Here is a 24,395-nt window from a genome sequence, read left to right as displayed (position 1 = left end):
GTATTCAGGCCCTGGCCGGGGCGGGCAGCGGTGCGTTCAGTTCCGCCAGTTGCTCTGGAGTGCCGATGTTGTACCAGAGCCCATTGTACATTTCTCCGCCAAGCTGGCCGCGGTCGGCATACTGGCGCAGCAGTGTGCCCAGCCGCATGTGCTCGCCGGGTTGGACGGCGTGGAACATTTCCGGGCGATACACGCCGATATTGGCGAACGTGAATTTCGGTTCGCCCTGGTTGGACAGGCCCATCAGGTTGACCGCGAAATCGCCTGCCAGGTGGTAAGGCGGATTTTTTACCATGTATATCCAGGCGATATCGCGTTTTTCCACGGGGTGCGGGTTGCCCCACATGTCCTTGTCTTCCAGCGTATTCCTGCATTCCTCAAAATTGAAGTGCGGTGTATAGATGTCGGCCGACACGACGATGAAGGGTTCGTCGCCCAGCAGGTGCAGCGCGTTGGCGATGCCGCCGCCGGTTTCCAGCGCCGTTTTTTCCGGGGAATACTGCAGCCTGGCGCCGAACTGGGCGCCGTCGCCCAGTGCTTCTTCTATCATGTGGCCCAGGTGCGCGTGATTGATCACGATGTCGGTGATGCCGGCTTTCACAAGGTTCAGGATATGCCAGACGATCAGCGGTCGGCCACGCACTTTCAGCAACGGCTTGGGGCAGGTGTCGGTCAGCGGACGCATTCTTTCGCCGCGGCCGGCGGCGAGTAACATGGCTTTCATCAGGATGTTCTTTGCAATTTCAATTGACAGTGATAGCGGCAGGGTACTTGCCCGAAGCTTCGCTGCAGCGGACTCCAAGCAAGGGACTCAGGCAGCGGTTCAGAAGGTATAGCCTACCTGTGGTTTCTTGTCTTCCAGCACATCCAGCAGGCGCAGCAGCGGAATCAGCACGTTATAGCGCTGCGCCGTCTTGCGTACGTATTCCATGACCAGCGGCATGTCCGCCAGGAAGGCATCCTTGCCGTCACGATGATACAGGCGGGCGAAGATGCCCAGTATCTTCAAGTGGCGCTGCAGGCCCATGAATTCGAAATCGCGGTAGAAGCTGTCAACGTCGGCGCTGACGGGCAGGCCTGCGCGTTTGGCTTTTTCCCAATAGCGTATGGCCCAGTCCAGCACCATTTCCTCATCCCACTGCACATAGGCGTCGCGCAGCAGGCCCACCAGGTCATAGGTGATGGGGCCGTAGACGGCATCCTGGAAATCCAGCACGCCGGGATTGCCCTTGTCCAGCAGCATCAGGTTGCGAGAATGGTAGTCGCGGTGCACGAACACCTGCGGCTGCGCCAGGTTGTTGGCCAGCAGTGCTTCGAATACCTTGTCCAGGCTGGCAGTCTGCTCGGCCGTCAGCGTCACGCCCAGATGCTTGCCGATATACCATTCCGGGAAGATCATCAGTTCCTTCAGCAGCAGCGCACGGTCGTATTCCGGCAACACATCCGGCTGGCTTTGGGTTTGCAGCAGGATCAGCGAATCGATCGCGTCCATATATAGCTTGTGGGCGCTGTCATTATTGAGGACGTGGAAATAGGTGGTCGTGCCCAGGTCCGTCAGCAGCAGGAAGCCCGATTCATTGTCGGCGGCCAGCACCTGCGGCACCGTCAGGCCGACTTTGCCGAAAATGTCGGCGACATTGGCAAAACGCTGCACGCTTTCCATCGGCGGCGGTGCATCCATGACAATATAGGTCTGGCCGTCTGCCGCATCGACGCGGTAATAGCTGCGGAAGCTGGCATCCTCCGATGCGCGGCGGATGGTGTCCAGATGCAGTGAAGGAGTGCTGATGCCTGCCAGCCAGTTGCGCATGGCGGTCTGGCGTTCGTTTTCTGTTGATTGTATAGATGACATGACCGAATTTCTTTGTTTATTTGCCGGCTTGCAGCCAATTGCCGGAATTTTCCGGCAATTGTTACAAGTCCTAAGATGTTCTAATGCGGATGGCGATGCCAACTTGTCCGTGTTATCGCCAAGTTCACCTATAATAGGCGATTAATTTAAAATCAAGCGCCGATGCTGGCGTGATGTTGGCTATTTGTTGGCCTTTATTAAGCAACACTAAGCACCACTTACACCTACCTAGACGTCTACATGCGCTGGAAACCCGTATTATCTCATCCACAGCAGTTGTTTCCTATTTTCTCTGCGATAGTCGTCGCCGCGATCGCTCCTTCCATCCCGGCCCAGGCACAGACTGCGGCAAGCGAGCAGTCGTCGCCTGATGCTGCACCGGTAGTGCCGGCACCGGTGAAAGCAGCCGCGCCGACGGTGGCGGATACGGCGGATACGGCGGATACCTCAGCAAGCACTGCCGGCGTAACGGCACCCTCCGTTGTCATCCCCGCGGATGTTTCAAATACCGCAAATACTGCCACTGCCGGAAATACCACCGGGACCACGGAAGCGCCAAAAGCGGCGACAGCCGTATCCCCTGCAAACGGCACCCCGAAAATACCTGAAGTAAGGCTGGTCGGCTCCAACCGGGCCGACGACAGGACAATCGACAAGACTGCGCCAACGGTGCTGCAGGCCGAGAGCATGCATGGACGTCCCGAGCGCTTTGTCGCTTTCGATAGCGGCGTGGAAATCGACAAGGGCACCACCCATATCAAGGCGGACCGCGGTTCCTACGACAACCTGGATGACCAGGTCGATGCGGCCGGCAACCTGAGCATGCAGCGCTTCGGCGACTGCTACAAGGGCGACTCAATGAGCATGCAGATGGATACGGGCGTCGGCTTTATTGAAAACCCTATCTACAAGCTGGTCAAGAATAATGCGCAGGGCCATGCACAGCGCATGGATTTCGAGAGCGAAGAGCATTCCGTCATCAGCAACGGCACCTATAGCACCTGCGAAGGCTTGAGTCCCGACTGGTACCTGAGGTCCGAAACCCTGACGCTGGATACCAGCCTGGACAGCGGCGTTGCCAAAAAAGCCACCGTGTACTTCAAGGATGTACCTATCCTGGTAGCGCCCAGCCTGAGCTTCCCACTGTCCGGCGCGCGCCAGTCCGGCCTGCTGCCGCCTACCTTCGGCGCCACGTCCAAGGGCGGCGTCGAGTTCGGCTTGCCTTACTACTACAATATCGCACCGAACCGCGATATGACCTTTTTCCCTAAAATGATCGCCCGCCGCGGTTTGCAGATGGGCGTCGAAGGCCGCTATCTGGGTGACACCTACTCCGGTGAAACGAGCCTGGAAGGCTTGCTGGACGACCAGCAGACCAAGACCAACCGCTGGTCGATTGCGTCGGTACACAAGCAGAAACTGTTACCCAACCTGGATTTTTCCTGGGACATCAACGCTGCCTCCGACGACGACTACCCCAGCGATTTTTCGCGCTCCATCACCAAGACGGCGCAGCGCCTGTTGCTGCGCGAGATGGACCTGACGTATTACGGCAGTATCTGGAGCCTGAACGTGCGGGCGTCTAATTACCAGGTGCTGCAGGATCCGGCCGCACCTATCGCCCGCCCTTATGACCGCCTGCCGCAGCTGAACTTCCATGCGGAACAGCGTGACCTGGTGGGTTTCGACTGGGCGCTGGATTCCTCGGTGACCCGCTTCTGGCACCCGTCCATGGTGCGTGGCGACCGCGAAGTGTTTAACCCGCAGATTTCCTACCCCATCATTCATCCGGGCTGGTTTATCACGCCCAAGCTGTCGCTGCATGCGACCAGCTACCAGCTGACGAATCCCGATCCGGGACAGCCGACCCAGTTGAGCCGGGTGTTGCCGACCATGTCCATCGACAGCGGCATGGTATTCGAGCGCAAGACCAATTTTTTCGGCCAGGAAATCACGCAGACGCTGGAACCGCGCCTGTTCTATGTGCGCACGCCGTACAAGGACCAGAGCCTGTTCCCGAATTTCGACAGCGCGACCGCCGACTTTAACTTTGCGCAGATCTTCAGTGAGAACCGTTTCACCGGCAGCGACCGTATCGGCGATTCCAACCAGATCACCGCAGCGCTGATTTCCCGCTATATAGAAGGTTCGGGCGAAGAGCGCCTGCGCCTGGCAATCGGCCAGCGTTTCTATTTCAACACGCAGCGAGTGTCCCTGCCGGATGCCCCTGTCAGCCAGAGCCGTTCCGACTTGCTGCTGGCGGCAGACGGCAAGATATCCAAGACGCTGAGCGCCGATGCGGCGCTGCAGATCAGCCAGACGGACCGGCAGTCAGTGCGCTCCAATTACGGCGTGCGCTGGGAACCGGAAACCGGCAAGGTCATCAATGCGGAATACCGCTATCAGAGGGATACGCTGGAACAGGTTGACCTGTCCGGCCAATGGCCGTTGGCCAAGCGCTGGTATGGCGTGGTCAGGAGCAATTATTCGCTGCAAGACAAGAAATTGATTGAGGGCGTGGCCGGTTTTGAATACAGGCAAGATTGCTGGGCCTTCCGGTTTATTATCCAGCGTTTCGCCACGGCAACTTTGCAATCGACCAAGGCGTTTTCCTTCCAGCTGGAGCTGAGCGGGCTGGGCCGGTTTGGCCTGGGATCGAACCCTATTGATGTCCTGAAAAAGAATATTTCGGGTTATCAGTCATCCAATTAGCGTGTATATTTCAGCTTTTGCTGAGAACGAGTGACAGCCAAGCCTAGAACTCCAGCGTCAAAAAGCGGTCAGATAGATGGCAGCTTCGCTGAATTTGCAATACCGGCTCTGTTTTTATATGAATTTTGGATCACTATGCGAAACATCTTGCACATGAAACAACGTAATTTTTTTTCCGTCCTGGCAATATCCGCTTCACTGGTGCTGAGCAGTTCCGCATGGTCACAGGTTAATTTCGCCAATAGCGCCGCGCAACCCGTTGTGCCTTTCGGGTCTCCCGTTACGGCTCCCGTGGTCGCTCCCGCTGCAACTGCCGCACCGGCGGCGCCCGCCGCCAAATCCGGAAAACCGCAACAGGTTAACAGTATTGTGGTTGTGGTCAATGACGAGGTCATTACCAAGCAGGAAATGGAAGAGCGTATCCGCACAGTGGAGCGCCGTCTGGCAGCACAAGGTACGCCGCTGCCGAGCAAGGCCGAGTTGCAAAAGCAATTGCTGGAACGCATGATCATCGACCGTGCGCAGATACAGCTGGCGAAAGAAGACGGTTTCCGCGTGGATGACACCAACCTGGACCGTGCGATTGTCCGCATGGCAGAGCAGAACAAGATGCCTCTGCAAGATTTCCGCAACCAGATAGAACGCGAAGGTACGCCTTTTGCCAAGTTCCGTGAAGAAATCCGCGATGAGATCCTGATGCAGCGCGTGCGTGAGCGCGAAGTCGATAACAAGATACAGGTGACTGAATCCGAAGTGGATAATTACCTCGCCGCCGTCAGCACGCCTACCAATACTGCGCAGGAACTGAACCTGGCGCAGATATTGATCCGCATACCTGAAAATGCATCGGCGGAGCAGATAGCGCTGCGCCGCACCCGTGCTGAAGAAGTGATGCAGAAACTGAAAGTCGGCGGCGATTTCGGCAAGCTGGCCGTGACCTATTCCGATTCCAGCGAAGCGCTGAAAGGTGGCGACCTGGGCTGGCGCGAACAGGACAGGCTGCCGCAGCTGTTCGTGGATGCCGTGGCCAAGCTGAAAGAAGGTGAAGTGTCCGACATCATCAAGAGCCCGAATGGCTTCCACATCCTGAAGCTCAACGGCAAGCGCGCGATCAATGGCGCCAAGACCGCCGCGGCGACCGCAGTACAGCAGACCCATGCGCGCCATATCCTGATCAAGGTGAGTTCGCTGGTAACGTCGGCCGAAGCCAAGCGCAAGCTGATCGAAATCAAGGAACGCCTGGATAACAATGCTGCCAAATTCGAAGATCTGGCGAAAAGCTTTTCCAATGACCTGTCCGCAGCCAAGGGCGGCGACCTGGGCTGGATCTATCCCGGCGATACCGTTCCCGAATTTGAGCAGGCAATGAACAAACTGGCCGTCAATGAAGTCAGCGAACCGATAGAAACCCAGTTCGGTTTCCATCTGATCCAGGTGCTGGAACGCAAGACGGATGACCTGTCGCAAGACCGCCAGCGCGCCGCTGCCCGCCAGGCCGTGCGCGACCGCAAAGCCGATGAAGCGTTGCAGGACTGGCTGCGTCAGCTGCGTGACCGTGCTTACGTAGAATTCCGCACAGAAGACAAATAATGAAGCTGCCGGTCATTGCGCTGACCGTTGGCGAGCCAGCGGGCATAGGACCGGAAATCGCTATCAGGGCAGCCTGGCAGCTGCGCAATGAAATACGGCCGGTACTGATAGGCGATGCTGCTTTTCTGTCCATGCTGGCCGCCGATATCTCGGACGACATCAGCCTGATGGGCGTCTCGCTGGAAGCACTGCGTTATACCGGCCTGCCCAATTGCAGCGAGCGCCAGATCACCGTCATCGACTGCCCATTGGCGGCCCACGTCGTGCCGGGAAAACTGGATGCGCGCAACGGCCGTTCCGTGCTGCATACGCTGGATGTGGCGATAGAAAGCGTGGCGGCGGGCGTTGCCTGGTGCGATGCAATCGTTACCGCGCCGCTGCAAAAAAGCACGATCAACGATGCCGGCGTCGCGTTCAGCGGCCATACCGAATACCTGGCGGAAAAAACCGGCACGGATCAGGTCGTCATGATGCTGGCTTGCGAGGCATCGGCCACCTTGCCGCAGCCGCTGCGGGTCGCGCTGGCCACCACGCACTTGCCGCTAAAAGACGTCTCCGCGGCAATCACATTCGACAGCCTGCTGAAAACCCTGCAGATCGTCGACCATGACTTGCGGCAGAAATTTGGCATCGCCCGGCCGCGTATCCTGGTCACCGGCCTGAATCCGCATGCCGGAGAAAACGGCTACCTTGGCCGTGAGGAAATCGACGTCATCACACCGGTGCTGCAGCATGCGCAGTCTTTAGGTATTGCCGCATCCGGCCCTTATCCGGCTGACACGCTGTTCCAGCAGAAGTACCTGGCGCAGGCCGATTGCGTATTGGCGATGTACCATGACCAGGGTTTGCCGGTGCTGAAACATGCGAGTTTTGGCAATGGCGTGAATATTACGCTGGGCTTGCCGCTGATACGGACGTCGGTCGATCATGGGACGGCGCTGGATCTGGCGGGGCAGGGACTGGGGTTGGCGGACGTGGGGAGTATGCTGGTGGCTGTCAGGGTTGCGGCTGGTATGGTGCGCGCACGTGCCGCGTCTTTCGGATAAGGTTTATCTGCATCGGGCAGCATTGTTTTTGCTTTGCCAAAAAAGCTAAGCCAAAAAAGGCGACCGCAAGCCTCGCCTTCGGGGTGCCCGATTATGCGGTACAAAAAATGGGAAACAGGCGAAACTCGCTGCGCTCAGACACACCTGTTTCTGATCCATTTTCTGTATCGCACAATCGGCGAGGCTCCGAGCGATTGAAGGTCAAAGACAGCGGCAACCAGGTTCTCTCAATTCAAATAGAAACTGCTCGTAAAATATAATTGGCTTGAGTGGCCCCGGTTTACCTCCAGCTTGCATCTACGAAATGCACTTTAATATCTAGGGTTAGACAGGTGAGAGTGAAAAATATTCTCTTGCCTGACATAACTGGTTACAAAAATAGAAAACATATGAAACACATCGCACGTAAACGTTTTGGTCAAAACTTCCTGACTGACCAGCTCGTCCTGGGCAATATTATCCGCTCCATCGACCCCAAACCGGATCAGTCTATGGTAGAGATTGGGCCTGGCCTGGCTGCGATGACCAGTTTGCTGCTGGAGTCGCTGACGACCATGCATGTAGTGGAACTGGATCGCGATCTGGTTGCGCGGTTGAAGAAGAATTTTGATCAGACAAAACTGATCGTGCATGAAGGCGATGCGCTGAAATTTGATTTCGGCGCGCTGCCGGTGGCGGAAGGCAAAAAACTCCGTGTGGTAGGTAATTTACCCTACAACATCTCCAGCCCTTTACTGTTCCATCTGGCGGATTATGTAGACCAGATCGAAGACCAGCATTTCATGCTGCAAAAAGAAGTTGTCGAGCGCATGGTCGCGGAGCCGGGCAGCAAGGCTTATGGGCGGCTGTCGGTGATGCTGCAATGGCGCTACCACATGGAACTGCTGTTCGTCGTGCCGCCGACTGCCTTCGATCCGCCTCCCCGTGTGGATTCTGCCATCGTCAGGATGATACCGAAGGCAGAACGCCTGGCGTGCGACGTGAAGAAGCTGGAAGAGGTTGTCACCAAGGCGTTTTCGCAACGCCGCAAAGTGGTGCGCAATTGCGTGGCCGGCATGTTCAGCGAGCAGGAGCTGGTGGCTGCGGGCGTTAATCCTCAGGACAGGCCAGAGACTATCCCGCTGGAGCAATACGTTACGCTGGCGCAGATGCTGTCTGCGCGCTGAGTCCTCGGCCGTTTGCATATCACTGATGCCCCTATATACCCTGTAGGGCGGCCGGAAACGCCGCTCTTTCTTCCTGCCTTTATTTCCTGCCTTACTCTTCCTGTCACCCCGGTGCTGCCATAGGGCACCGCGGCCTAGAATACTTCACATACAAATTCTGCCTGATTGCGCTTGTTTGTCACCGGATTGCAACCCGCGTTACGGAAATGACAAACTTTCCCCTATAATCACCGGGACGATTTTCTCCCGACTGGATTGTTTGCCGCCGGATTCACCAGGACTACCATGAATATTACCAACACTCCCGAATGGCAAGCGCTGCTGGCCCATAAAGACAGGCTTGAACATACGCACCTGCGCGACCTGTTTGCCGCCGATGCAGAACGCTTCGCCAATTTTTCTGTCGAGCTGGACGATCTGCTGGTCGATTACTCCAAGCAGAGGATCGATGCCGCCACGCTGGCCAGTCTGATAGAGCTGGCGCGCACGACCGACGTGACCGGCTGGCGCGACCGGATGTTTGCCGGTGAGAAGATCAATTTCAGCGAGGACCGCGCGGTACTGCACACGGCCTTGCGTCATCAGGAGTTCACGCCTTTTCCTAGCGCGGAAAACGACGTCATGCCACTGGTGAGGGGGGTGCGCAAGCAGATGCGCGATATCGTGGAGCGTGTGCGCAGTGGTCTGTGGCGCGGCTTCAAGGGTGATGCAATACAGAATATCGTCAATATCGGCATAGGTGGTTCCGATCTGGGCCCCAAGCTGGCGACGCGCGCGCTGTCGGCGCTGGAGCATCCCGGCCTGACTTTTTACTATGTCTCCAACCTGGACAGCGCGCATCTCGCGCCGCTGCTGGAACAGCTGGACCCGCGTACGACGCTGTTCATCGTCGCTTCCAAGACCTTTACCACGCAAGAAACTTCCATCAATGCCCAGACCGCGCGCAACTGGCTGCTGGCGGCGGCGACAGAAGAATGGGCGATCGGCAAGCATTTCATCGCAGTCACGTCCAGCCCCGGCAAGGCGCATGAGTTCGGCATCCCTGACAGCAATATCCTGGAGATATGGGACTGGGTCGGCGGCCGTTATTCGCTGTGGTCGGCGGTCGGCCTGTCGGTGGCGCTGGCGATAGGGATGAACAGCTTTGAGCGCCTGCTGAAAGGCGCCGAAACCATGGACCACCATTTCCAGCAGGTGCCGCTGGAAAAAAACCTGCCTGTGCTGCTGGCGCTGATCTCGGTCTGGAATACCAATTTCCTCGGCGCCGAGACCACGGCAATCCTGCCTTACAACGAATCAATACGCCATTTGCCGGCCTTCCTGCAGCAGCTGGAGATGGAATCCAATGGCAAGACCGTCAGCCGCGATGGCGAGCCGCTGAGCTGCCGCGCCAACCCCATCGTCTGGGGCGAGATCGGCGTCAACGGCCAGCATGCATTCTTCCAGCTGCTGCACCAGGGCGGCTGGCTGATTCCCTGCGACTTTGTCGTCGCAGCTTCCAGCGATTATCCGTTGCCGGGCCACCAGGCGCCTTTGCTGGCCAACTGCCTGGCACAAAGTTCGGCGCTGGCCTTTGGCAAGACCGAGGCGCAGGCGCGCGAAGAACTGTCCGCCTCCGGCCTGAGCGACGCCAACATCGCCAAGCTGCTGCCGCACAAGGTATTCGCCGGCAACCAGCCTTCCACGACGATACTGATGCCCAGCCTGGATCCTTTCCAGCTGGGCATGCTGCTGGCACTGTATGAGCACAAGGTATTCGTGCAGGGCGTGATCTGGGGCATCAACTCCTTCGACCAGTGGGGCGTGGAACTGGGCAAGCAGCTCGCCAACCGCCTGCTGCCCGCCATTACTGGCGACCAGGCCTATGACGTCAACCTGGATACGTCCACCAGCGGCCTGATTGCCTACTTCCGGCGGCATGGGCATGTGTGAGGCGCTTTCGGGCAAGTGTTTGTATTAACCTCGAGGGCCTGCCTGCGAGACCTTAGTGCATATCCAGGAACCGGCCGGCGGAAGAAATCCGCACTGGATACATTGCGGCAGACTCACGCATAGTCAACAATGCGAATAAAATAGCGCATTCGCCAAATACCATGAAAGGAATGCCATGCGCCTGCTTCACACGATGTTAAGGGTAGGAGACTTGCAAAGGTCCATCGATTTTTATACCCACGTTCTCGGCATGAAACTGCTGCGCACCTCCGATAATCCCGAATACAAATACACCTTGGCCTTCGTCGGTTACGGAAACAACCCGGACCACGCCGAGCTGGAACTGACCTACAACTACGGTGTCGATAAGTATGAGATGGGCACTGCCTACGGCCATATCGCGCTGTCGGTAGATGATGCGTACACGGCTTGCGATACGGTGAAGGCTGCCGGTGGTAATGTGACACGCGAAGCGGGACCGGTCAAAGGCGGCAAGACCGTGATTGCTTTTGTCACCGACCCCGACGGCTATAAAATAGAATTAATCGAAAGAAAACCCTAAGCCATTATTTTCCATTCCACGACCGCCGCACTGCGCGGACGCTGTCTGCAGTGGCTGGCCTCGCATCTGGCCTTGCATCGCCTGGCGAGGCGATAAAGCACTATCGCTTCGCGACTTCTGACGCACGCCGACCGCCGAACTCTTTTGGCAGGTTCGGCAGCCGTCGCATTATTCAACAATCAAGCAGTAGTATTGATTCGGCTACCTACCACGCTACCCGGAATGGGCTGGTTTTCGCCAGGTTTGGGGCTTTGCACCTGATTATCCTGGTGTTGTGCTGCTTGCGCACGATCAGTATTGGCCTTTAGTTGCTGAGTTTGCTGAGTTTGCTGAGCTTGCTGACTGGCGGCAATATTTGTTACGCTTTTTGCCTGATAAGACGACTGGCTACTTATTTCCATATTGACCCCTAAGGAAGATGAAAGACGTTTCTTGAGCAATCAGTTGAATTTGCCCAAGTGCAAATTGGTCGCACGAAAGCACCGTTCCTTACACCGTCGGTCGTTCTATGAAAAACACAGCATGGCTACCGTATGAAGTTCGTTCTCCAGCAGCTGGCCAAATCTCCTGCAGATCGGAATAGCTGGTTTGTGGCATTCCAAACGCAGCATTCGAAAAAACACATTCGCTGGACAAAAAATCTCTGCGCTAATCGGCGACTACACCAGAATTCTGGGTTTGAGTCGTCAATTTTCCCTGTTCATCGTATTGTGCGGGCTGGCAACAACGACATCGCCTACCATCCCGGACAATGATACTTACCGGAGAACTGTGTGAAAATTCTATCGTCTGCCCTGTTGATCGCATGCTGGCTGGCATGTCCCACCTCCTTCGCCCAAGATCCCAAAAGCGAGTCACAGACCAAAGAAGCGGGAGCATCAGTTCGCGACAACATCTCGCCTGGTTCATCTAAATCAACTCCTTGTGAGACGGGTATTTTCCGAAAGGATGAGGCGACATTCGTCGCTGTTACCAAAACGGACAAAGGATTTAACTATACCTTTAGCGACGGGATGGTCGGCAACACGCAGGATGCCAACGCATTGGTTGAATGCGGAAAAAATGCTGTTCTTGTCAGGGCGAAGGAGAGCTGGCCCAGGGTTGCCGTTTCCGAAACGAACACCCGATTCGAATCAGGCGGCGTCATGCTCGCAGGCCGTTTGATGGAGCCCCCAGGTGCGGGGAAGAATACGCCGCTCGTGGTATATGCGCATGGTTCTGAGGGTAGCGGCTGGATCGATCGCGCACGCGATCCTTACCAAATGGTCGGGCGGGGTGTATCGGTTTTTGTCTATGACAAGCGCGGCACAGGACTTTCCAAGGGTGAATACACGCAGAACTTTCCTCGTCTAGCCGATGACCTGGTAGCGGCGTCGCGCGAAGCCAAACGGCTGGAGGAAGGCCGCTTCGGTCGTTTCGGCCTATTCGGCTTGAGCCAGGGCGGCTGGATCGCCCCACTCGCGTCGAATCGTGCAAAGGCAGAATTTATTGGCATAGGCTACGGCTTAGTCGTCGACATCGCAGAGCAAGACGAAGCCCAAGTCACTAAGGAATTACGGGATCGTAACTATGGCAACGACATCATCGCCAAGGGCAAGACCGTGACAGATATCACGGCAAGATTGGTAAAATCCGGATACCAGGATGGCCTGGACGATCTCGCTGCTGTCCAAAGTCAGTTTGGCAAAGAATCATGGTTTTTTCGTATAAAGGGCGGCTATACGGGCGTGTTCCTGGGTATGTCAGTGGATGACCTGCGTAAGAATGGCATACCGCAATTTGCTCATCTGGATATCGACTGGTCGCTGAATCCCATGCAGGTCCTAAGCAAGGTAGATGCCCCGCAGATGTGGGTATTCGCGGATGAGGACCGCCAGGCCCCAGGCGCGCTGACTTTGGAGCGGCTCTCGAATCTACGCAACCAGGGCCAGGATCTGATGATTTACCGCTTTCCTGATACCGACCACGGCATGTGGGAATACGATGAGGCAAAGGACGGCGCGCGCAAGCGCACTCGCATTGCGTCAGGGTTTTATGATTTGATGGCGGACTGGGCCAAGGGCAAACTCGACGGAAAGTACGGAAAGGCATATCGCGGCTAGCAGGTATAAGCGGGCGTCCAGGAACGGCTGCTCGGTGGCAAGGCGGCGCTGCAGTCTGTGTGTTGGCGTACGGACAAATTTTGAGCCGGGGTGCAAGCTGAAACCGCTTACACAAACAGGAGACTGCGGTGAAGCGATTCAGTCCTATCATTTTGGCATATCTGATATGCCTGCCCGGCGCTGTAGTACTGCCTATTGCCGGGCATGCACAAGCACAAGCAGCCCCTCTCATATACAGCCAGCAGGAGCTTGACCAGCTGCTGGCGCCGATTGCGCTTTATCCTGATCCCTTGCTGAGCCAGGTGCTGATGGCGGCGACGTATCCGATTGAAACCGTGCAGGCGTCACGCTTTGTCAGGCAAAATCCTTCGCTGCGCGGAAATGCGCTGGCACAGGCGGTGGCAAACCAGCCCTGGGATCCCAGCGTCAAATCGCTGACGCAATTTCCCGCTGTGCTGGCGATGATGGACGACCAGCTTGCCTGGACCCAGAAGCTGGGTGACGCCTTCCTGGCGCAGCAGGGTTCGGTCATGGATACCGTGCAATCACTGCGCGCCCGGGCACAAGCGACTGGCAGCCTGCGCAGCAACCAGCAGCAGCGCGTGCTTGTGCAGGATGGCGACATCGACATTGAGCCCTACGCGCAGGATGTGATCTATGTCCCTTACTATAATCCTACCGTCGTCTACGGCAACTGGTGGTGGCCGGACAGGCGGCCCATGGTGTGGCAGCCGCCGGTTGCATACCAGTCGCCTTCTTATGGTAGCGCGATTGCAACCGGGATTGCGTTTGGCATAGGAGTGGGTATCGTGGCTTCTATTTTCGACGATGCGCGGCCGGACTGGCGCAGGCACAACTTTGTCACTAATCGCGGACCGTCCGGAAACCGTTTGCCCGCCGGCGGCGCCGTGTGGGCGCATAACCCCGAGCACCGGCACGGTGTTGCTTATCGGGATGCTCCGACGCGAGAGCGCTTCCAGCCTCAGGCAGGTAGTAACGCCAATCGCGATGCTTATCGGGGGAGATTATCTGCCGGCGGCGCGCCGCGCCCTCCGGGAGCAGGTTCTACGGGTGTTCCGCAGGCGCACACCGCCCCCAATGTGGGAAATGTCAGGAATGCTCCCAATACGCTTCCGCCGCCAGGGACTCCGTCCCGTGGACGTCCCGGAAACTTCACTGAAAGACAGGTACAAGCGTCACCTGCTACGCCCGCACCAGCGGCGGTAGGGCCGACAACCGAAGTATCACAGCGCGTGCCGCATGCTGGTCGTCCGCAGCGAGGTGAAAACGAGCAGCAGCGCGCGGTACAGGCCAACCCGCCATCAAGTATGCAGCCAAACCCGCAGCAAACCATGCAGCCAAGAGCACAGCCGAATCTCCCGCCGCGTGAAATCCAGCGTCCCGCCATGGAGAGAAGTCATCCGCTGATGCCGGCAGGTCCGGCAAACGCGGCGCAGTCCAACGCTGACCGTGGCCGGGCCAGCAGGGAAGCGCATGGTTTCAACCCGGGAGCACGTGCTGCACCGCCGCCGCGGCCAGCTCAGGCGCCGCAGGCACCCGCGCCGCGACAACCGCAGGCTCAACAGCAGCACGGTCCCGCAGCGCCGCAGGGGCCGCACCCCAGGTCACATTAGGAGAACCCGCATGGACATGAAATTCAAGGCCTTGCCCGTCCTGTTTTCCCTGCTGATCGTGGCAGGTATCGCCGGCCAGGCCCACGCAGCGCCGAAACACGGCCATGCCGCAGTCGCGTATTCCGCACAGGCAAACTTTGCATCGCCCGATGAAGCCGTTGTCGGCCTGATTGCCGCAATGCGCAGCAATAATCACAAACTGATGCACGAGGTGCTGGGCGCGCAGGCTGACCGTTATATCCGTTCGCCGGATGCAGAATTCGACAACGCGGCGCGCAGCAAATTCCTGGCGGCCTACGATGAAAAATTCCGTATCGAACAGAAGGGCAGATCAATGGCCGTGCTGCATATCGGCGATGAAGACTGGCCTGTGCCTTTTCCGCTGGTGCAGGCCGGCGGCCGCTGGCATTTCGACACCAGGGCTGGCATACGGGAATGGCAGGACCGCCGCATAGGCGAAAACGAATTATCGGCAATTCAGGTGGCGCTGGCCTATGTCGATGCACAGCGTGAGTATGTGCTCAGGGACCATAACCAGGATGGTTTGCTGGAGTACGCGCAGCGTATTGTCAGCACCGGAGGCCAGCATGACGGCCTGTATTGGCCAAACGCAGACGGCGAGCCGGAGTCGCCGATGGGCCAGGCTTTTGCCGATGCCGATCATCCGCTGCGCGGGGCAGGGCGGCTGCAAGGCAAGCCCTACCATGGCTACTATTTCCGTATCCTCACAGCGCAGGGACAGTCCGCGCCGGGGGGCGCACTGGACTACCTGGTCAGGAACAAGCTGATAGGCGGCTTCGCGCTGATTGCCTATCCGGCAAACTACAGCGAATCCGGCATCAAAACCTTTATCGTCAACCATAATGGCGTTGTCTACAGCAAGGATCTTGGACCGCGCACGGCGGCGTCGGCGCAGGCAGTCAAGCGCTTCGATCCCGATTCTTCATGGACGAAAGAACAGGAAGAAAAAAAGCAATAAAGACTATTGGCTCGTTGCCTTGATGAGCGCGTCTTCAAAAGCCTGGAAGATACGCGACACATGGACGTTTTTGTGCGCCAGCGGCCCGGCCTGCGCTTCCGGGTGTGCCAGCATGGTAGGATTGGCTTCAAATACCAGGATGCTGCCGTCGGGCAAAATGGAAAAGTCGATTCCCGCGTAGTCCAGGTCCATCCTGATGCCGATATCGCGGATAGCCTGCATGCCGGCTAAGCCCAGCACCGTTTCCGGATGTTCCAGATATTCTTTTTCCTCTTGCAGCTTCCAGGGGTGCGCTTCCATCTCTGCGTTGAAATAGTGCACCATCCAGTGCTTCGATATGGCCAGATGATAGGGGTAGGGCCGCCGATCGACGAAAATCATCCGGTACTTGCGGTAAAAGGAATCGGCGGAACGATAGTCCACATACTGTGATACATACACGGGCTCGGCCGGTCCGGCGCAGCATTGTTGCAACGCATCTTGCGTATCGATCTTCACCAGGCCGGCACCGCCATGCGAGTCCACCGGGCGCATGATTACAGGTAGCTGCGCCGCTATCTTATCCCGGCCGGAATCTGCGCCGCCGGAGATCCGCTGCACTCCCGGTACGACGATATTGGCGATGCCTTGCAGCAGCCCCGGCAGCACATGGCGTGCGGTGCGAGCGACTTTGTCTGGAGGATTGAACACCGGCTTGCTGCATGCCTGTAAAAAGTCGCAGATGGCCGACCCGGATGCTCGCGTCGCATCGGGATCCCCCATAGCATTGAAGACGAGGTCATAATGCGGCAATTTTTCTGCCTGGCTTTCGCCGGCATATTCAATCATCCAATCAAGCAGGTTATTTGTGCTGCCGTTGAACAGGTAGCTAAGATTGAGGTTGCCTTTTCCTGCATCAAACAATATCAGCACTGTCCTTGCTGCGCCACGCGTGTAGCGTGCGAACAGGTTTTGCCGGGTGTAGGCGCTATCGATATGGTGTTTCGCTTCGTCCTTGCGCCCGTCTTCCATCAGCAGCGCAGACAGGTTGATATGCGCGCCGACATGCAGGGAATCCAGGCTTAGCGCCTGCCGGTACCAGTGCTCTGCTTCCGCAAGCTGCCGCAGGTGGCCATGAACCACCCCCAGGTTGTAGATTGCATCCACGTAGCCTGGGCGGAAATGCAGCGCCTGCATGAAACAGGTAATGGCGGCTTGCGGGTCGTTCAGCCTGTCCCTGGCTACCCCAAGGTGAAAATATGCGTCCGCCATGCCTGGAGCGATTGCGATGGTTTGCTGGTAGCGGAGTATCGCTTCCTGAATGCGGCCTGCCTCCACTAGCAGATCGCCGAGATTGAGGCTGGCAGCCGCATATCCGGGTGAGAGGCTCAACGCCTTTTCAAAAGCGGTGGCCGCTTCGTCGTATTTGCCCATCTGCCGCAAGCTGTTCCCTAGATTGTTGTAGGGCTCCGCATACTCCGGTTTTATCGCAATCGCCTGCCGGTAAGATGCCGATGCCTGTTCCGGCAAGCCTTGGTCGAAGTAGATATTGCCTATGCTATTGTGCGTTTCCGGCAGGTTCAGCCGCAGCGCCTGCCGGTAGGCGGCCAGCGCTTCATCCAGTTCTCCTAGTGCATACAGCGCGCCACCCATGTTATGCGCCGCGTCTGCAAAATCCGGCTGCACGGCCAGTGCCTTGCGGTAGAGGCTTACCGCCTGAGTATGAGCGCCGCGCGCTTTTTCCAGGTTGGCGAGGTTGTAGTAAGCTTCCGAAAAAGCCGGATTCAGCTCGATCGCAATCGAAAAATATTCTGCCGCGTCGTCCAGCTTGCCGTTGTGCTGTGCGGTATTGCCCATGCCGAAAAATGCCGATGCGGAGCGGGGTTCTATCTGCAATACAAACGCATAGCAGACCATGGACTGCGCGCAGGAATTTCTCGCGCGGTACGCCATGCCCAGCGACAACAGGTAATTGGTGTTTTGCGGGAAGAGCGCATTGGCCCTGGAAATCAGCGCGATGGATAAATCTGCATCCCCCAGTTCGCACGCGGCAACGCCCATCAAATGCAGGGCATCTGCATTCTCCGGTTCATCCTTCAGGATGTGCTGATAAATTTCGACAGCATCTACCAGACGGCCGGACCGGTGGTGCTGCAACGCGGCCTGAATACTCATATCTTTTAGCTGATTTCTTTTAAGCTGACGCGAAAAAGATAATGGAAAGCAGCAGGCTTGTCGAACTTCCGCGCCCGTGAAAATTAGGCGAACTGTTAAGCGTTTTAAGACAGTGCAACGTAACGTAACGCAGGTTTTCCGGCAGTTAAGACAGTGGCCATGTGCGCCGGCAGGTTTGCCTGCTTTTAATGAAAAATGCGAGTTTTTGTGTGTGCTCGAAGGCCAAATTATCAGATGCAATGCCTCTACGAGCAGTCAATAGGCAACGATGACGTTTACAAGCCGGATACAAGACGTTACCAAAGAATGTTCGCCGCAATCCCGGAAATGCACAGCTGCATAAATGCATAAAACAGGCTGAAAATTCCCCTAAGAGCGCAAATCCCACCGGAAACGGCCTATTCCACTGTTTCGGTGAAAAAGCCGGCAATGCTGCGCCAAAGCAAATGTGCGCTGGCGAACGGAAGCCCTTCTGTGCGGGCAGTACCCTTTGCTGCATAGCAATCGCCGTCTATCCCCTGCATGCCTGCATGTCCGTATGCCGTTCCCTGTCGCTTCCGGTTTGGCGGGAGCATTTGCCGATATTGCATCGGCTTCTGGATTATGCTTGAACTGCGCGGCGTTTTCATGCCGGCTATTTCAAATCACATGCGTAGCCTGCCTGAAGAGACGGGTGCGATTGCATGAGGTCTTACTAAGGAGAATTACAATGAAGCTGGGGATGATAGGGCTGGGGCGCATGGGCGCCAACATGGTCAAGCGCCTGAGCAAGGGCGGCCACGAATGCGTCGCCTACGATGTAAACCAGGAATCGGTAAAGGCATTGCTGCAGCCGGGCGTGACCGGCGCTTCTTCGCTGAAAGAATTGATAGAGAAACTGCCCAAGCCCGCCATTGTCTGGCTGATGGTCCCTGCCGCCTTTGTAGATCAAAGCCTGGCGTCGCTGGAGCCGCTGTTGAGCCCCGGCGACATCATCATCGACGGCGGCAACTCCTACTACCATGACGATGTGCGGCGCGGCAATGAACTGGGCGCGCGCCAGATCCATTATGTGGATGTCGGCACCAGCGGCGGCGTCGCCGGCTTTGACCGCGGCTATTGCCTGATGATAGGCGGTGAAGCCGAGATTGTGCGCCATCTCGATCCTATCTTCGCCACGCTTGCGCCGGGCAACGGTTCGGCTACACCCACCATTGGCCGCACTGCCGGCAGCAGTACCGCTGAACAGGGCTACCTGCATTGCGGCCCGCAAGGCGCGGGCCACTTCGTCAAGATGATCCATAACGGCATCGAATACGGCATCATGGGCGCGTATGCGGAAGGGCTGAACATCCTGCATAACGCCAATATAGGCAAACAGGAACATGAAGCGGATGCAGAGACCACGCCGCTACGCAATCCCGAACACTACCAGTATGAATTTGACCTGCCGGAAATTACCGAATTGTGGCGGCGCGGCAGCGTCATCGGTTCCTGGTTGCTGGACCTGACCGCAGGCGCGTTGCTCAGCGACCCTAAGCTGGAAAAATATGCGGGCCGCGTGTCCGACTCGGGCGAAGGCCGGTGGACGATTAATGCCGCCATCGACGAAGGCGTACCTGCGCCCATACTCAGTGCGGCATTGTATGCACGCTTCAGCTCTCGCGGCAATGCGGGCTTCGGCGACAAGGTTTTGTCGGCAATGCGGCACGGCTTCGGCGGCCACGTCGAAAAAGATGCGAAGCCCAAGGGAGAATGACGATGGAAAAACCTCATTCCGACGCACTGGTATTTTTCGGCGTTACCGGCGACCTGGCCTACAAGCAGATTTTCCCGGCGCTGCAGGCGCTGGCCAGGCGCGGCGAGCTGGAGATGCCGGTGATCGGCGTGGCGCGCTCGGACTGGAGCCCTGAACAGTTCCGTGAGCGCGTCCGCGATAGCCTGGAAAAACATGGCGGCGTGGATGAGGAGGCATTTAAAAAACTATCGGCGCGCTTGCAGTTTCTCAGCGGAAATTACGCCGACGACGATACCTACCGGCGCCTGCGCGAACTGCTGGGCGCGTCGAAACATCCGCTGCATTACCTGGCGATACCGCCCAGCACGTTCGAGCTGGTGGCGCAGGGGCTGGCGAAATCCGGCTGCGGCGACGGCGCCCGCATCATCGTCGAAAAACCTTTCGGCCGCGATCTCGAATCGGCGCAGTCGTTGAACCTGACCTTACACAAGTTTTTTGCCGAGGATGCGATCTTCCGCATGGACCATTACCTGGGCAAGGAAGCGGTTGAAAACCTGCATTACTTCCGCTTTGCCAATACCTTCGTCGAGCCGGTATGGAACAGCAATTACATTGCCAGCGTGCAGATCACAATGGCAGAGCAATTCGGCGTGCAGGGGCGCGGCGCATTTTATGAAGAAGTGGGCGCTCTGCGCGACGTGGTGCAGAACCATCTGCTGCAGGTACTCGCCCTGCTGACGATGGAGCCGCCGCAAGGCAGCGATGTGGATTCGATGCGCGATGAAAAACTGCGTGTACTGGAGGCAATGCGGCCGCTGAGTCCGGCGGAACTGGTCAGGGGCCAGTTTGAAGGCTACCGGGACGAAGAAGGCGTGGCGCCAGGCTCTGTCGTGGAAACCTTCGCCGCATTGCGCCTGCATATCGATAACGAGCGCTGGAAAGGCGTGCCTTTCTATATACGCGCTGGCAAGCAATTGCCGGTGACCGGTACCGAGGTGCTCGTCAGACTCAAGCAGCCCGCCCATCCGGTATTCAGCGCCGACCGTTCCTGCTGTGAAAATCATTTCCGCTTTCGCCTCAGTCCCGACGTGATGATTGCCATAGGCGCGCGCACCAAGTTGCCGGGCCAGTCCATGGTGGGCGAGGCGACAGAGCTGGTCGCGCAGCGCCATGCGCATGAAGAAATGACGCCGTATGAAAGGCTGCTGGGTGACGCCATGCACGGTGATACCGCACTGTTCACCCGTGGCGATACGGTAGAAGCGGCGTGGCGCATCGTCGATCCTGTACTTGGCAATGCTGCGCCTGCCCTGCCTTATGCCCCCAATACCTGGGGACCCGCCGCTGCCTCGGACATCATTGCCGGTGATGGCGGATGGAATGAGTTGTCGATAGAAGGAAAAAAAGATGATCCGAAGTGACGCCGGCGCCGACACTCCAGCCGGCGTAGTTTTTCTGCTGGACTGCGATAACACGCTGCTCGACAACGACGGTGTGCAGGCGGATTTGCGCCGGCACCTGGAACAGGAATTCGGCGCCGAATGCAGCGGCCAGTACTGGACCATCCTGGAGCAGCTGCGTACCGAGCTCGGCTACGTGGATTACCTTGGTGCGCTGCAACGCTACCGTACCAGCACGATGAACGATCCGCGGTTGCTGCACATGTCCGGATTCCTGCTTGATTACCCGTTTGAAAATCGCCTGTATCCCGGCGCATTAAGCGTGCTTGCCACACTGGGGACAGTAGGCAAGACGGTCATCCTGTCGGACGGCGACGTTGTCTTCCAGCCGCGCAAGATACAGCGTTCCGGCCTGTGGGATGCGGTGGAAGGGCGCGTGCTGATCTACATCCACAAGGAACAGATGTTGGATGACATGCAGCGCCGTTTTCCTGCTACCCACTATGTGATGGTAGACGACAAGCTAAGCATCCTCACTGCAATGAAAAATATCATGCGGGAAAAACTGACCACGGTTTTCCCACGCCAGGGCCACTATGCGCTGGACCCGCACAACCTCGCCGCTTATCCCTCTGCCGATGTGGCAGTCGGGCATATCGCCGATCTGATCAACTACGACTTCTCCGCGCTGCTGACGGGCGGGATGCAAGCCGTACCGGAACAAGGACAATGACATCATGAACGCCAACGACCATTTGCACGAACTGGGCCAGAGCCTGTGGCTGGACAACATCACGCGCAGCATGCTGGCAGACGGCACGCTGCAGCGCTACATAAACGATTTCGCCGTCACCGGTCTGACATCCAACCCGACAATTTTCTACCAGGCCATCAAGGGCAGCACTTCCTACGATGCCGCTATCGGCGACAAGGCTGGCAGCGGACAATCCGGTGAGAGCCTGTTCCTGGAGCTGGCGCTGGAAGACCTGGCGCAGGCCGCAGACCTGTTCAGGAAAATCCATGAGGACACCGGCAGCGTGGACGGCTGGGTGTCGCTGGAAGTATCGCCGCTACTGGCAAACGATACTCCTGGCACTGTGGAAGAAGCAAAACGGCTGCATGCGCGAGCACAAAAATCTAACCTGTTCATCAAGATTCCCGGCACCCCCGCCGGCATTCCGGCGATTGAAGAAGCCATTTTTGCAGGTGTGCCAGTCAATGTCACGCTGCTGTTTTCCCGCGAGCAGTACCTGGCTGCGGCAGAAGCCTATTTGCGCGGCATAGAGCGCCGGATTGCCGCAGGCCTCGATCCCAAGGTGGGATCGGTGGCCTCTCTCTTCATCAGCCGCTGGGATGTGGCGATCAAGGGCAAGGTGCCTGCAGAGCTGGAAAACCGCCTCGGCATCGCCATTGCGCAGCAGGCTTACATTGCCTACCGCGAGCTGATGGCGTCACCACGCTGGCGCAAGCTGGCGGAAGCTGGCGCGCAGCCGCAGCGCCTGCTGTGGGCCAGCACCGGCGTCAAGGACCCTGCCGCGTCCGACACCTTGTATATACAGGCGCTGGCCGCGCCAAATACCGTCAACACCATGCCCGAGAAGACGCTGCTGGCATTTGCCGACCACGGCAAGGTCAACGGCAGCATGGCGGCGGAAGGCGGCGACGCAGAAAAAACATTGGCCGCCTTTTCCAAGGCCGGCATCGATGCTGACGCACTGGCGCAGCAATTGCAGCTGGAAGGCGCAGAGTCCTTTGTCAAGTCCTGGAATGAACTGATGGAAGTCATCGCAGACAAGGTCCGCACGCTGGCAAAACCGGCCGCAGGCACAAAGACCGGTGGACAACAATCATGAGCGGAAAAACAGTTTCACCTGAATCCCGCCGGCCAGTGGCTACGCTGACCACGCTGCCGGCCTGGAAGGCGCTGGTAGAACATCACCGCCAGGCGGGCAGCTTGCACCTGAGACAAATATTTGACGATGACCCGCAACGCGGCGAGCGGCTGGTTGCCGAAGCTGATGGCCTGTACCTCGATTATTCGAAGAACCGGGTTACCGATGACACGATGCGGCTGTTGTTGCAACTGGCAAAGGATTGCGGGCTGGCGGAGCGCATAGAAGCGATGTTCAGCGGCAAGAAGATCAATGCCAGCGAACAGAGGGCCGTGCTGCATGTAGCGCTGAACGCGCCTGAAAACGAGCACATCATCGTTGATGGCGTGGACGTGGTGCCGGAAGTGCATGCGGTGCTGGATCACATGTCCCGCTTTTCGGACGAGGTGCGCAGCGGACGCTGGCGCGGCCATACCGGCAAGGCAATACGCAATGTCGTCAATATCGGCATTGGCGGTTCCGACCTTGGCCCGGTAATGGCGTATGAGGCACTGCGGCATTACAGCCGGCGCGATATGAACTTCCGTTTCCTGTCCAATATCGACGGCACCGATTTTGAAGAAGTCACGCGCGACCTGGACCCGGAAGAGACGCTGTTCATCATCGTCTCCAAGACCTTCACGACGCTGGAAACCTTGACGAACGCCCATACCGCGCGCGACTGGAGCCTGAAAAAGCTCAAGGATGAAACCGCAGTCCAGAAGCATTTTGTTGCGGTCTCCACCAACGGCGAAGGGGTTGCCAAATTCGGCATCGACACCGCCAACATGTTCGGCTTCTGGGACTGGGTAGGCGGACGTTACTCCATGGATTCGGCGGTGGGCCTGTCCACGATGATCGCCATCGGGCCGGACAATTTTCGCGCGATGCTGGCCGGCTTTCATGCGATGGATGAGCATTTCCACAGCACGCCTTTTGCCGGCAACCTGCCGGTGCTGATGGGTTTGCTATCCATCTGGAACAATAATTTCCTGGGCGCCAATACCGCTGCCGTGCTGCCGTATGAGCATTACCTGAAGCGCTTTCCTGCCTACCTGCAGCAGCTGGCGATGGAGAGCAATGGCAAGCACGTCACGCTGGACGGTTCGCCGGTGGATGTCTCGACCGGGCCGGTCTACTGGGGTGAGCCGGGCACCAATGGCCAGCACTCGTTTTACCAGCTTATCCATCAGGGAACACAAATCGTGCCTTGCGATTTCATCGGTTTTTGCCAGCCTTTGAACGACGTGGGCCGTCATCATGACCTGTTGCTGGCCAACCTGTTTGCACAGGCTGAGGCGCTGGCCTTCGGCAAGACAGAACAACAAATCCGCGCAGAAGGCAGTGAAGACTGGCTGGTGCCGCATCTGGTGTGCGAGGGCAACCGCCCGACCAATACGCTGCTTGCGCAAAAGCTGACGCCGTTTACGCTGGGTCAGCTGGTCGCGCTGTATGAGCACAGCGTATTCACGCAAGGCGTGATCTGGAATATCGATTCCTTCGACCAGTGGGGCGTTGAGCTAGGCAAGGTACTGGCCCAACGCATTGTCCCTGAACTGGAAAACAAGGAAGAACCCGAACTGGGGCACGACAGCTCCACCAATGCGCTGATACGGCGCTACCGTCAATTGCGGACGAAGCCGGCGCAAAACCAGGCTGGCCAGGCGCGATGACGAAG

The 24,395-nt window shown here is 57.7% G+C and carries 18 protein-coding genes; 14 read left to right on the top strand and 4 right to left on the bottom strand.

Annotation, left to right across the window (positions count from 1 at the left end; all coding sequences use genetic code 11):
• Positions 1-4 precede the first annotated feature (4 nt).
• Both murU and ACO0LO_RS23135 read right to left on the bottom strand, forming a co-directional pair.
• Positions 5-724, bottom strand: a complete 720-nt coding sequence (murU, locus tag ACO0LO_RS23140) for an N-acetylmuramate alpha-1-phosphate uridylyltransferase MurU (protein ID WP_422967828.1) — start codon at positions 722-724, stop codon at positions 5-7.
• A gap of 99 nt (positions 725-823) precedes the next feature.
• Positions 824-1,852: an aminoglycoside phosphotransferase family protein gene (locus tag ACO0LO_RS23135; RefSeq protein ID WP_422967826.1), complete on the bottom strand. Its 1,029-nt coding sequence runs from the start codon at positions 1,850-1,852 to the stop codon at positions 824-826.
• A gap of 240 nt (positions 1,853-2,092) precedes the next feature.
• Here ACO0LO_RS23135 and lptD point away from each other — a divergent pair, with 240 nt between their 5' ends.
• From lptD to gloA, 6 genes are all read left to right on the top strand, one after another.
• The gene (gene lptD / locus ACO0LO_RS23130) at positions 2,093-4,564 is read left to right on the top strand and encodes an LPS assembly protein LptD (RefSeq protein ID WP_422967824.1); all 2,472 of its coding nucleotides are present in this window, start codon (positions 2,093-2,095) and stop codon (positions 4,562-4,564) included.
• Positions 4,565-4,717: 153 nt separating this feature from the next.
• Entirely contained in the window at positions 4,718-6,154 is a 1,437-nt protein-coding gene (locus ACO0LO_RS23125; protein WP_422967822.1) for a peptidylprolyl isomerase, read from the top strand.
• Positions 6,154-7,200, top strand: a complete 1,047-nt coding sequence (gene pdxA, locus ACO0LO_RS23120; RefSeq protein ID WP_422967820.1) for a 4-hydroxythreonine-4-phosphate dehydrogenase PdxA — start codon at positions 6,154-6,156, stop codon at positions 7,198-7,200. Before ACO0LO_RS23125 ends, pdxA begins: the two co-directional genes overlap by 1 nt.
• Positions 7,201-7,589: 389 nt before the next feature.
• Entirely contained in the window at positions 7,590-8,366 is a 777-nt protein-coding gene (gene rsmA / locus ACO0LO_RS23115; protein ID WP_422967819.1) for a 16S rRNA (adenine(1518)-N(6)/adenine(1519)-N(6))-dimethyltransferase RsmA, read from the top strand.
• 285 nt (positions 8,367-8,651) lie between these two features.
• Positions 8,652-10,298 carry a glucose-6-phosphate isomerase gene (pgi, locus tag ACO0LO_RS23110; protein WP_422967817.1) on the top strand — a complete coding sequence of 549 codons (1,647 nt, stop codon included), beginning with the start codon at positions 8,652-8,654 and terminating at the stop codon, positions 10,296-10,298.
• 175 nt (positions 10,299-10,473) lie between these two features.
• A complete protein-coding gene (gloA, locus tag ACO0LO_RS23105) occupies positions 10,474-10,860 on the top strand; it encodes a lactoylglutathione lyase (protein ID WP_422967815.1) in 387 nt (128 codons plus the stop codon).
• Positions 10,861-11,039: 179 nt separating this feature from the next.
• On the opposite strand, the gene ACO0LO_RS23100 is transcribed toward gloA, so the two are convergent.
• Positions 11,040-11,261, bottom strand: coding sequence for a hypothetical protein (locus tag ACO0LO_RS23100; protein ID WP_422967813.1), 222 nt, complete (start codon positions 11,259-11,261; stop codon positions 11,040-11,042).
• 372 nt (positions 11,262-11,633) lie between these two features.
• Between ACO0LO_RS23100 and ACO0LO_RS23095 the strand changes: the two genes are divergently transcribed.
• From ACO0LO_RS23095 to ACO0LO_RS23085, 3 genes are all read left to right on the top strand, one after another.
• Positions 11,634-12,962: an alpha/beta hydrolase family protein gene (locus tag ACO0LO_RS23095; protein WP_422967811.1), complete on the top strand. Its 1,329-nt coding sequence runs from the start codon at positions 11,634-11,636 to the stop codon at positions 12,960-12,962.
• 128 nt (positions 12,963-13,090) lie between these two features.
• Positions 13,091-14,596: a DUF3300 domain-containing protein gene (locus ACO0LO_RS23090; protein ID WP_422967809.1), complete on the top strand. Its 1,506-nt coding sequence runs from the start codon at positions 13,091-13,093 to the stop codon at positions 14,594-14,596.
• 10 nt (positions 14,597-14,606) lie between these two features.
• Positions 14,607-15,575: a DUF2950 domain-containing protein gene (locus tag ACO0LO_RS23085; RefSeq protein ID WP_422967807.1), complete on the top strand. Its 969-nt coding sequence runs from the start codon at positions 14,607-14,609 to the stop codon at positions 15,573-15,575.
• A gap of 3 nt (positions 15,576-15,578) precedes the next feature.
• Here the strand turns inward: ACO0LO_RS23085 and ACO0LO_RS23080 are convergent, their stop codons facing one another.
• Positions 15,579-17,729, bottom strand: coding sequence for a tetratricopeptide repeat protein (locus tag ACO0LO_RS23080; RefSeq protein WP_422967805.1), 2,151 nt, complete (start codon positions 17,727-17,729; stop codon positions 15,579-15,581).
• A 709-nt stretch (positions 17,730-18,438) separates the two neighbouring features.
• Between ACO0LO_RS23080 and gnd the strand changes: the two genes are divergently transcribed.
• Genes gnd through pgi (ACO0LO_RS23055) form a run of 5 tightly spaced genes read left to right on the top strand, consistent with a single transcriptional unit; the run spans position 18,439 to position 24,390 of the window.
• Positions 18,439-19,467, top strand: coding sequence for a phosphogluconate dehydrogenase (NAD(+)-dependent, decarboxylating) (gnd, locus tag ACO0LO_RS23075; RefSeq protein WP_422967803.1), 1,029 nt, complete (start codon positions 18,439-18,441; stop codon positions 19,465-19,467).
• A gap of 2 nt (positions 19,468-19,469) precedes the next feature.
• Entirely contained in the window at positions 19,470-20,867 is a 1,398-nt protein-coding gene (gene zwf / locus ACO0LO_RS23070; protein WP_422967801.1) for a glucose-6-phosphate dehydrogenase, read from the top strand.
• A complete protein-coding gene (locus ACO0LO_RS23065) occupies positions 20,854-21,579 on the top strand; it encodes an HAD family hydrolase (RefSeq protein WP_422967799.1) in 726 nt (241 codons plus the stop codon). The genes zwf and ACO0LO_RS23065 overlap by 14 nt, the downstream gene beginning before the upstream one ends.
• A 4-nt stretch (positions 21,580-21,583) precedes the next feature.
• Positions 21,584-22,699 (top strand): transaldolase, encoded by a 1,116-nt coding sequence (gene tal / locus ACO0LO_RS23060; protein WP_422967797.1) that lies wholly within the window; start codon positions 21,584-21,586, stop codon positions 22,697-22,699.
• Entirely contained in the window at positions 22,696-24,390 is a 1,695-nt protein-coding gene (pgi, locus tag ACO0LO_RS23055; RefSeq protein ID WP_422967796.1) for a glucose-6-phosphate isomerase, read from the top strand. The genes tal and pgi (ACO0LO_RS23055) overlap by 4 nt, the downstream gene beginning before the upstream one ends.
• Positions 24,391-24,395 lie beyond the last annotated feature (5 nt).

Source organism: Undibacterium sp. TJN25, from assembly GCF_049339885.1.
Lineage (GTDB): Bacteria > Pseudomonadota > Gammaproteobacteria > Burkholderiales > Burkholderiaceae_D > Undibacterium.
Note: the sequence above shows the minus strand (reverse complement) of the source record. Positions and strands in the feature narration are given on the sequence as shown.

Excerpts from the sequence above, each read along its gene's own strand:
- tal (WP_422967797.1), top strand. The coding sequence starts at position 21,584 with ATGAACGCCAACGACCATTTGCACGAACTGGGCCAGAGCCTGTGGCTG.
- ACO0LO_RS23125 (WP_422967822.1), top strand. The coding sequence starts at position 4,718 with ATGAAACAACGTAATTTTTTTTCCGTCCTGGCAATATCCGCTTCACTG.
- lptD (WP_422967824.1), top strand. The coding sequence starts at position 2,093 with ATGCGCTGGAAACCCGTATTATCTCATCCACAGCAGTTGTTTCCTATT.
- pgi (WP_422967796.1), top strand. The coding sequence starts at position 22,696 with ATGAGCGGAAAAACAGTTTCACCTGAATCCCGCCGGCCAGTGGCTACG.
- gloA (WP_422967815.1), top strand. The coding sequence starts at position 10,474 with ATGCGCCTGCTTCACACGATGTTAAGGGTAGGAGACTTGCAAAGGTCC.
- murU (WP_422967828.1), bottom strand. The coding sequence starts at position 724 with ATGAAAGCCATGTTACTCGCCGCCGGCCGCGGCGAAAGAATGCGTCCG.
- ACO0LO_RS23135 (WP_422967826.1), bottom strand. The coding sequence starts at position 1,852 with ATGTCATCTATACAATCAACAGAAAACGAACGCCAGACCGCCATGCGC.
- pdxA (WP_422967820.1), top strand. The coding sequence starts at position 6,154 with ATGAAGCTGCCGGTCATTGCGCTGACCGTTGGCGAGCCAGCGGGCATA.
- rsmA (WP_422967819.1), top strand. The coding sequence starts at position 7,590 with ATGAAACACATCGCACGTAAACGTTTTGGTCAAAACTTCCTGACTGAC.
- pgi (WP_422967817.1), top strand. The coding sequence starts at position 8,652 with ATGAATATTACCAACACTCCCGAATGGCAAGCGCTGCTGGCCCATAAA.
- zwf (WP_422967801.1), top strand. The coding sequence starts at position 19,470 with ATGGAAAAACCTCATTCCGACGCACTGGTATTTTTCGGCGTTACCGGC.
- ACO0LO_RS23080 (WP_422967805.1), bottom strand. The coding sequence starts at position 17,729 with ATGAGTATTCAGGCCGCGTTGCAGCACCACCGGTCCGGCCGTCTGGTA.
- ACO0LO_RS23100 (WP_422967813.1), bottom strand. The coding sequence starts at position 11,261 with ATGGAAATAAGTAGCCAGTCGTCTTATCAGGCAAAAAGCGTAACAAAT.
- ACO0LO_RS23065 (WP_422967799.1), top strand. The coding sequence starts at position 20,854 with ATGATCCGAAGTGACGCCGGCGCCGACACTCCAGCCGGCGTAGTTTTT.
- ACO0LO_RS23085 (WP_422967807.1), top strand. The coding sequence starts at position 14,607 with ATGGACATGAAATTCAAGGCCTTGCCCGTCCTGTTTTCCCTGCTGATC.
- gnd (WP_422967803.1), top strand. The coding sequence starts at position 18,439 with ATGAAGCTGGGGATGATAGGGCTGGGGCGCATGGGCGCCAACATGGTC.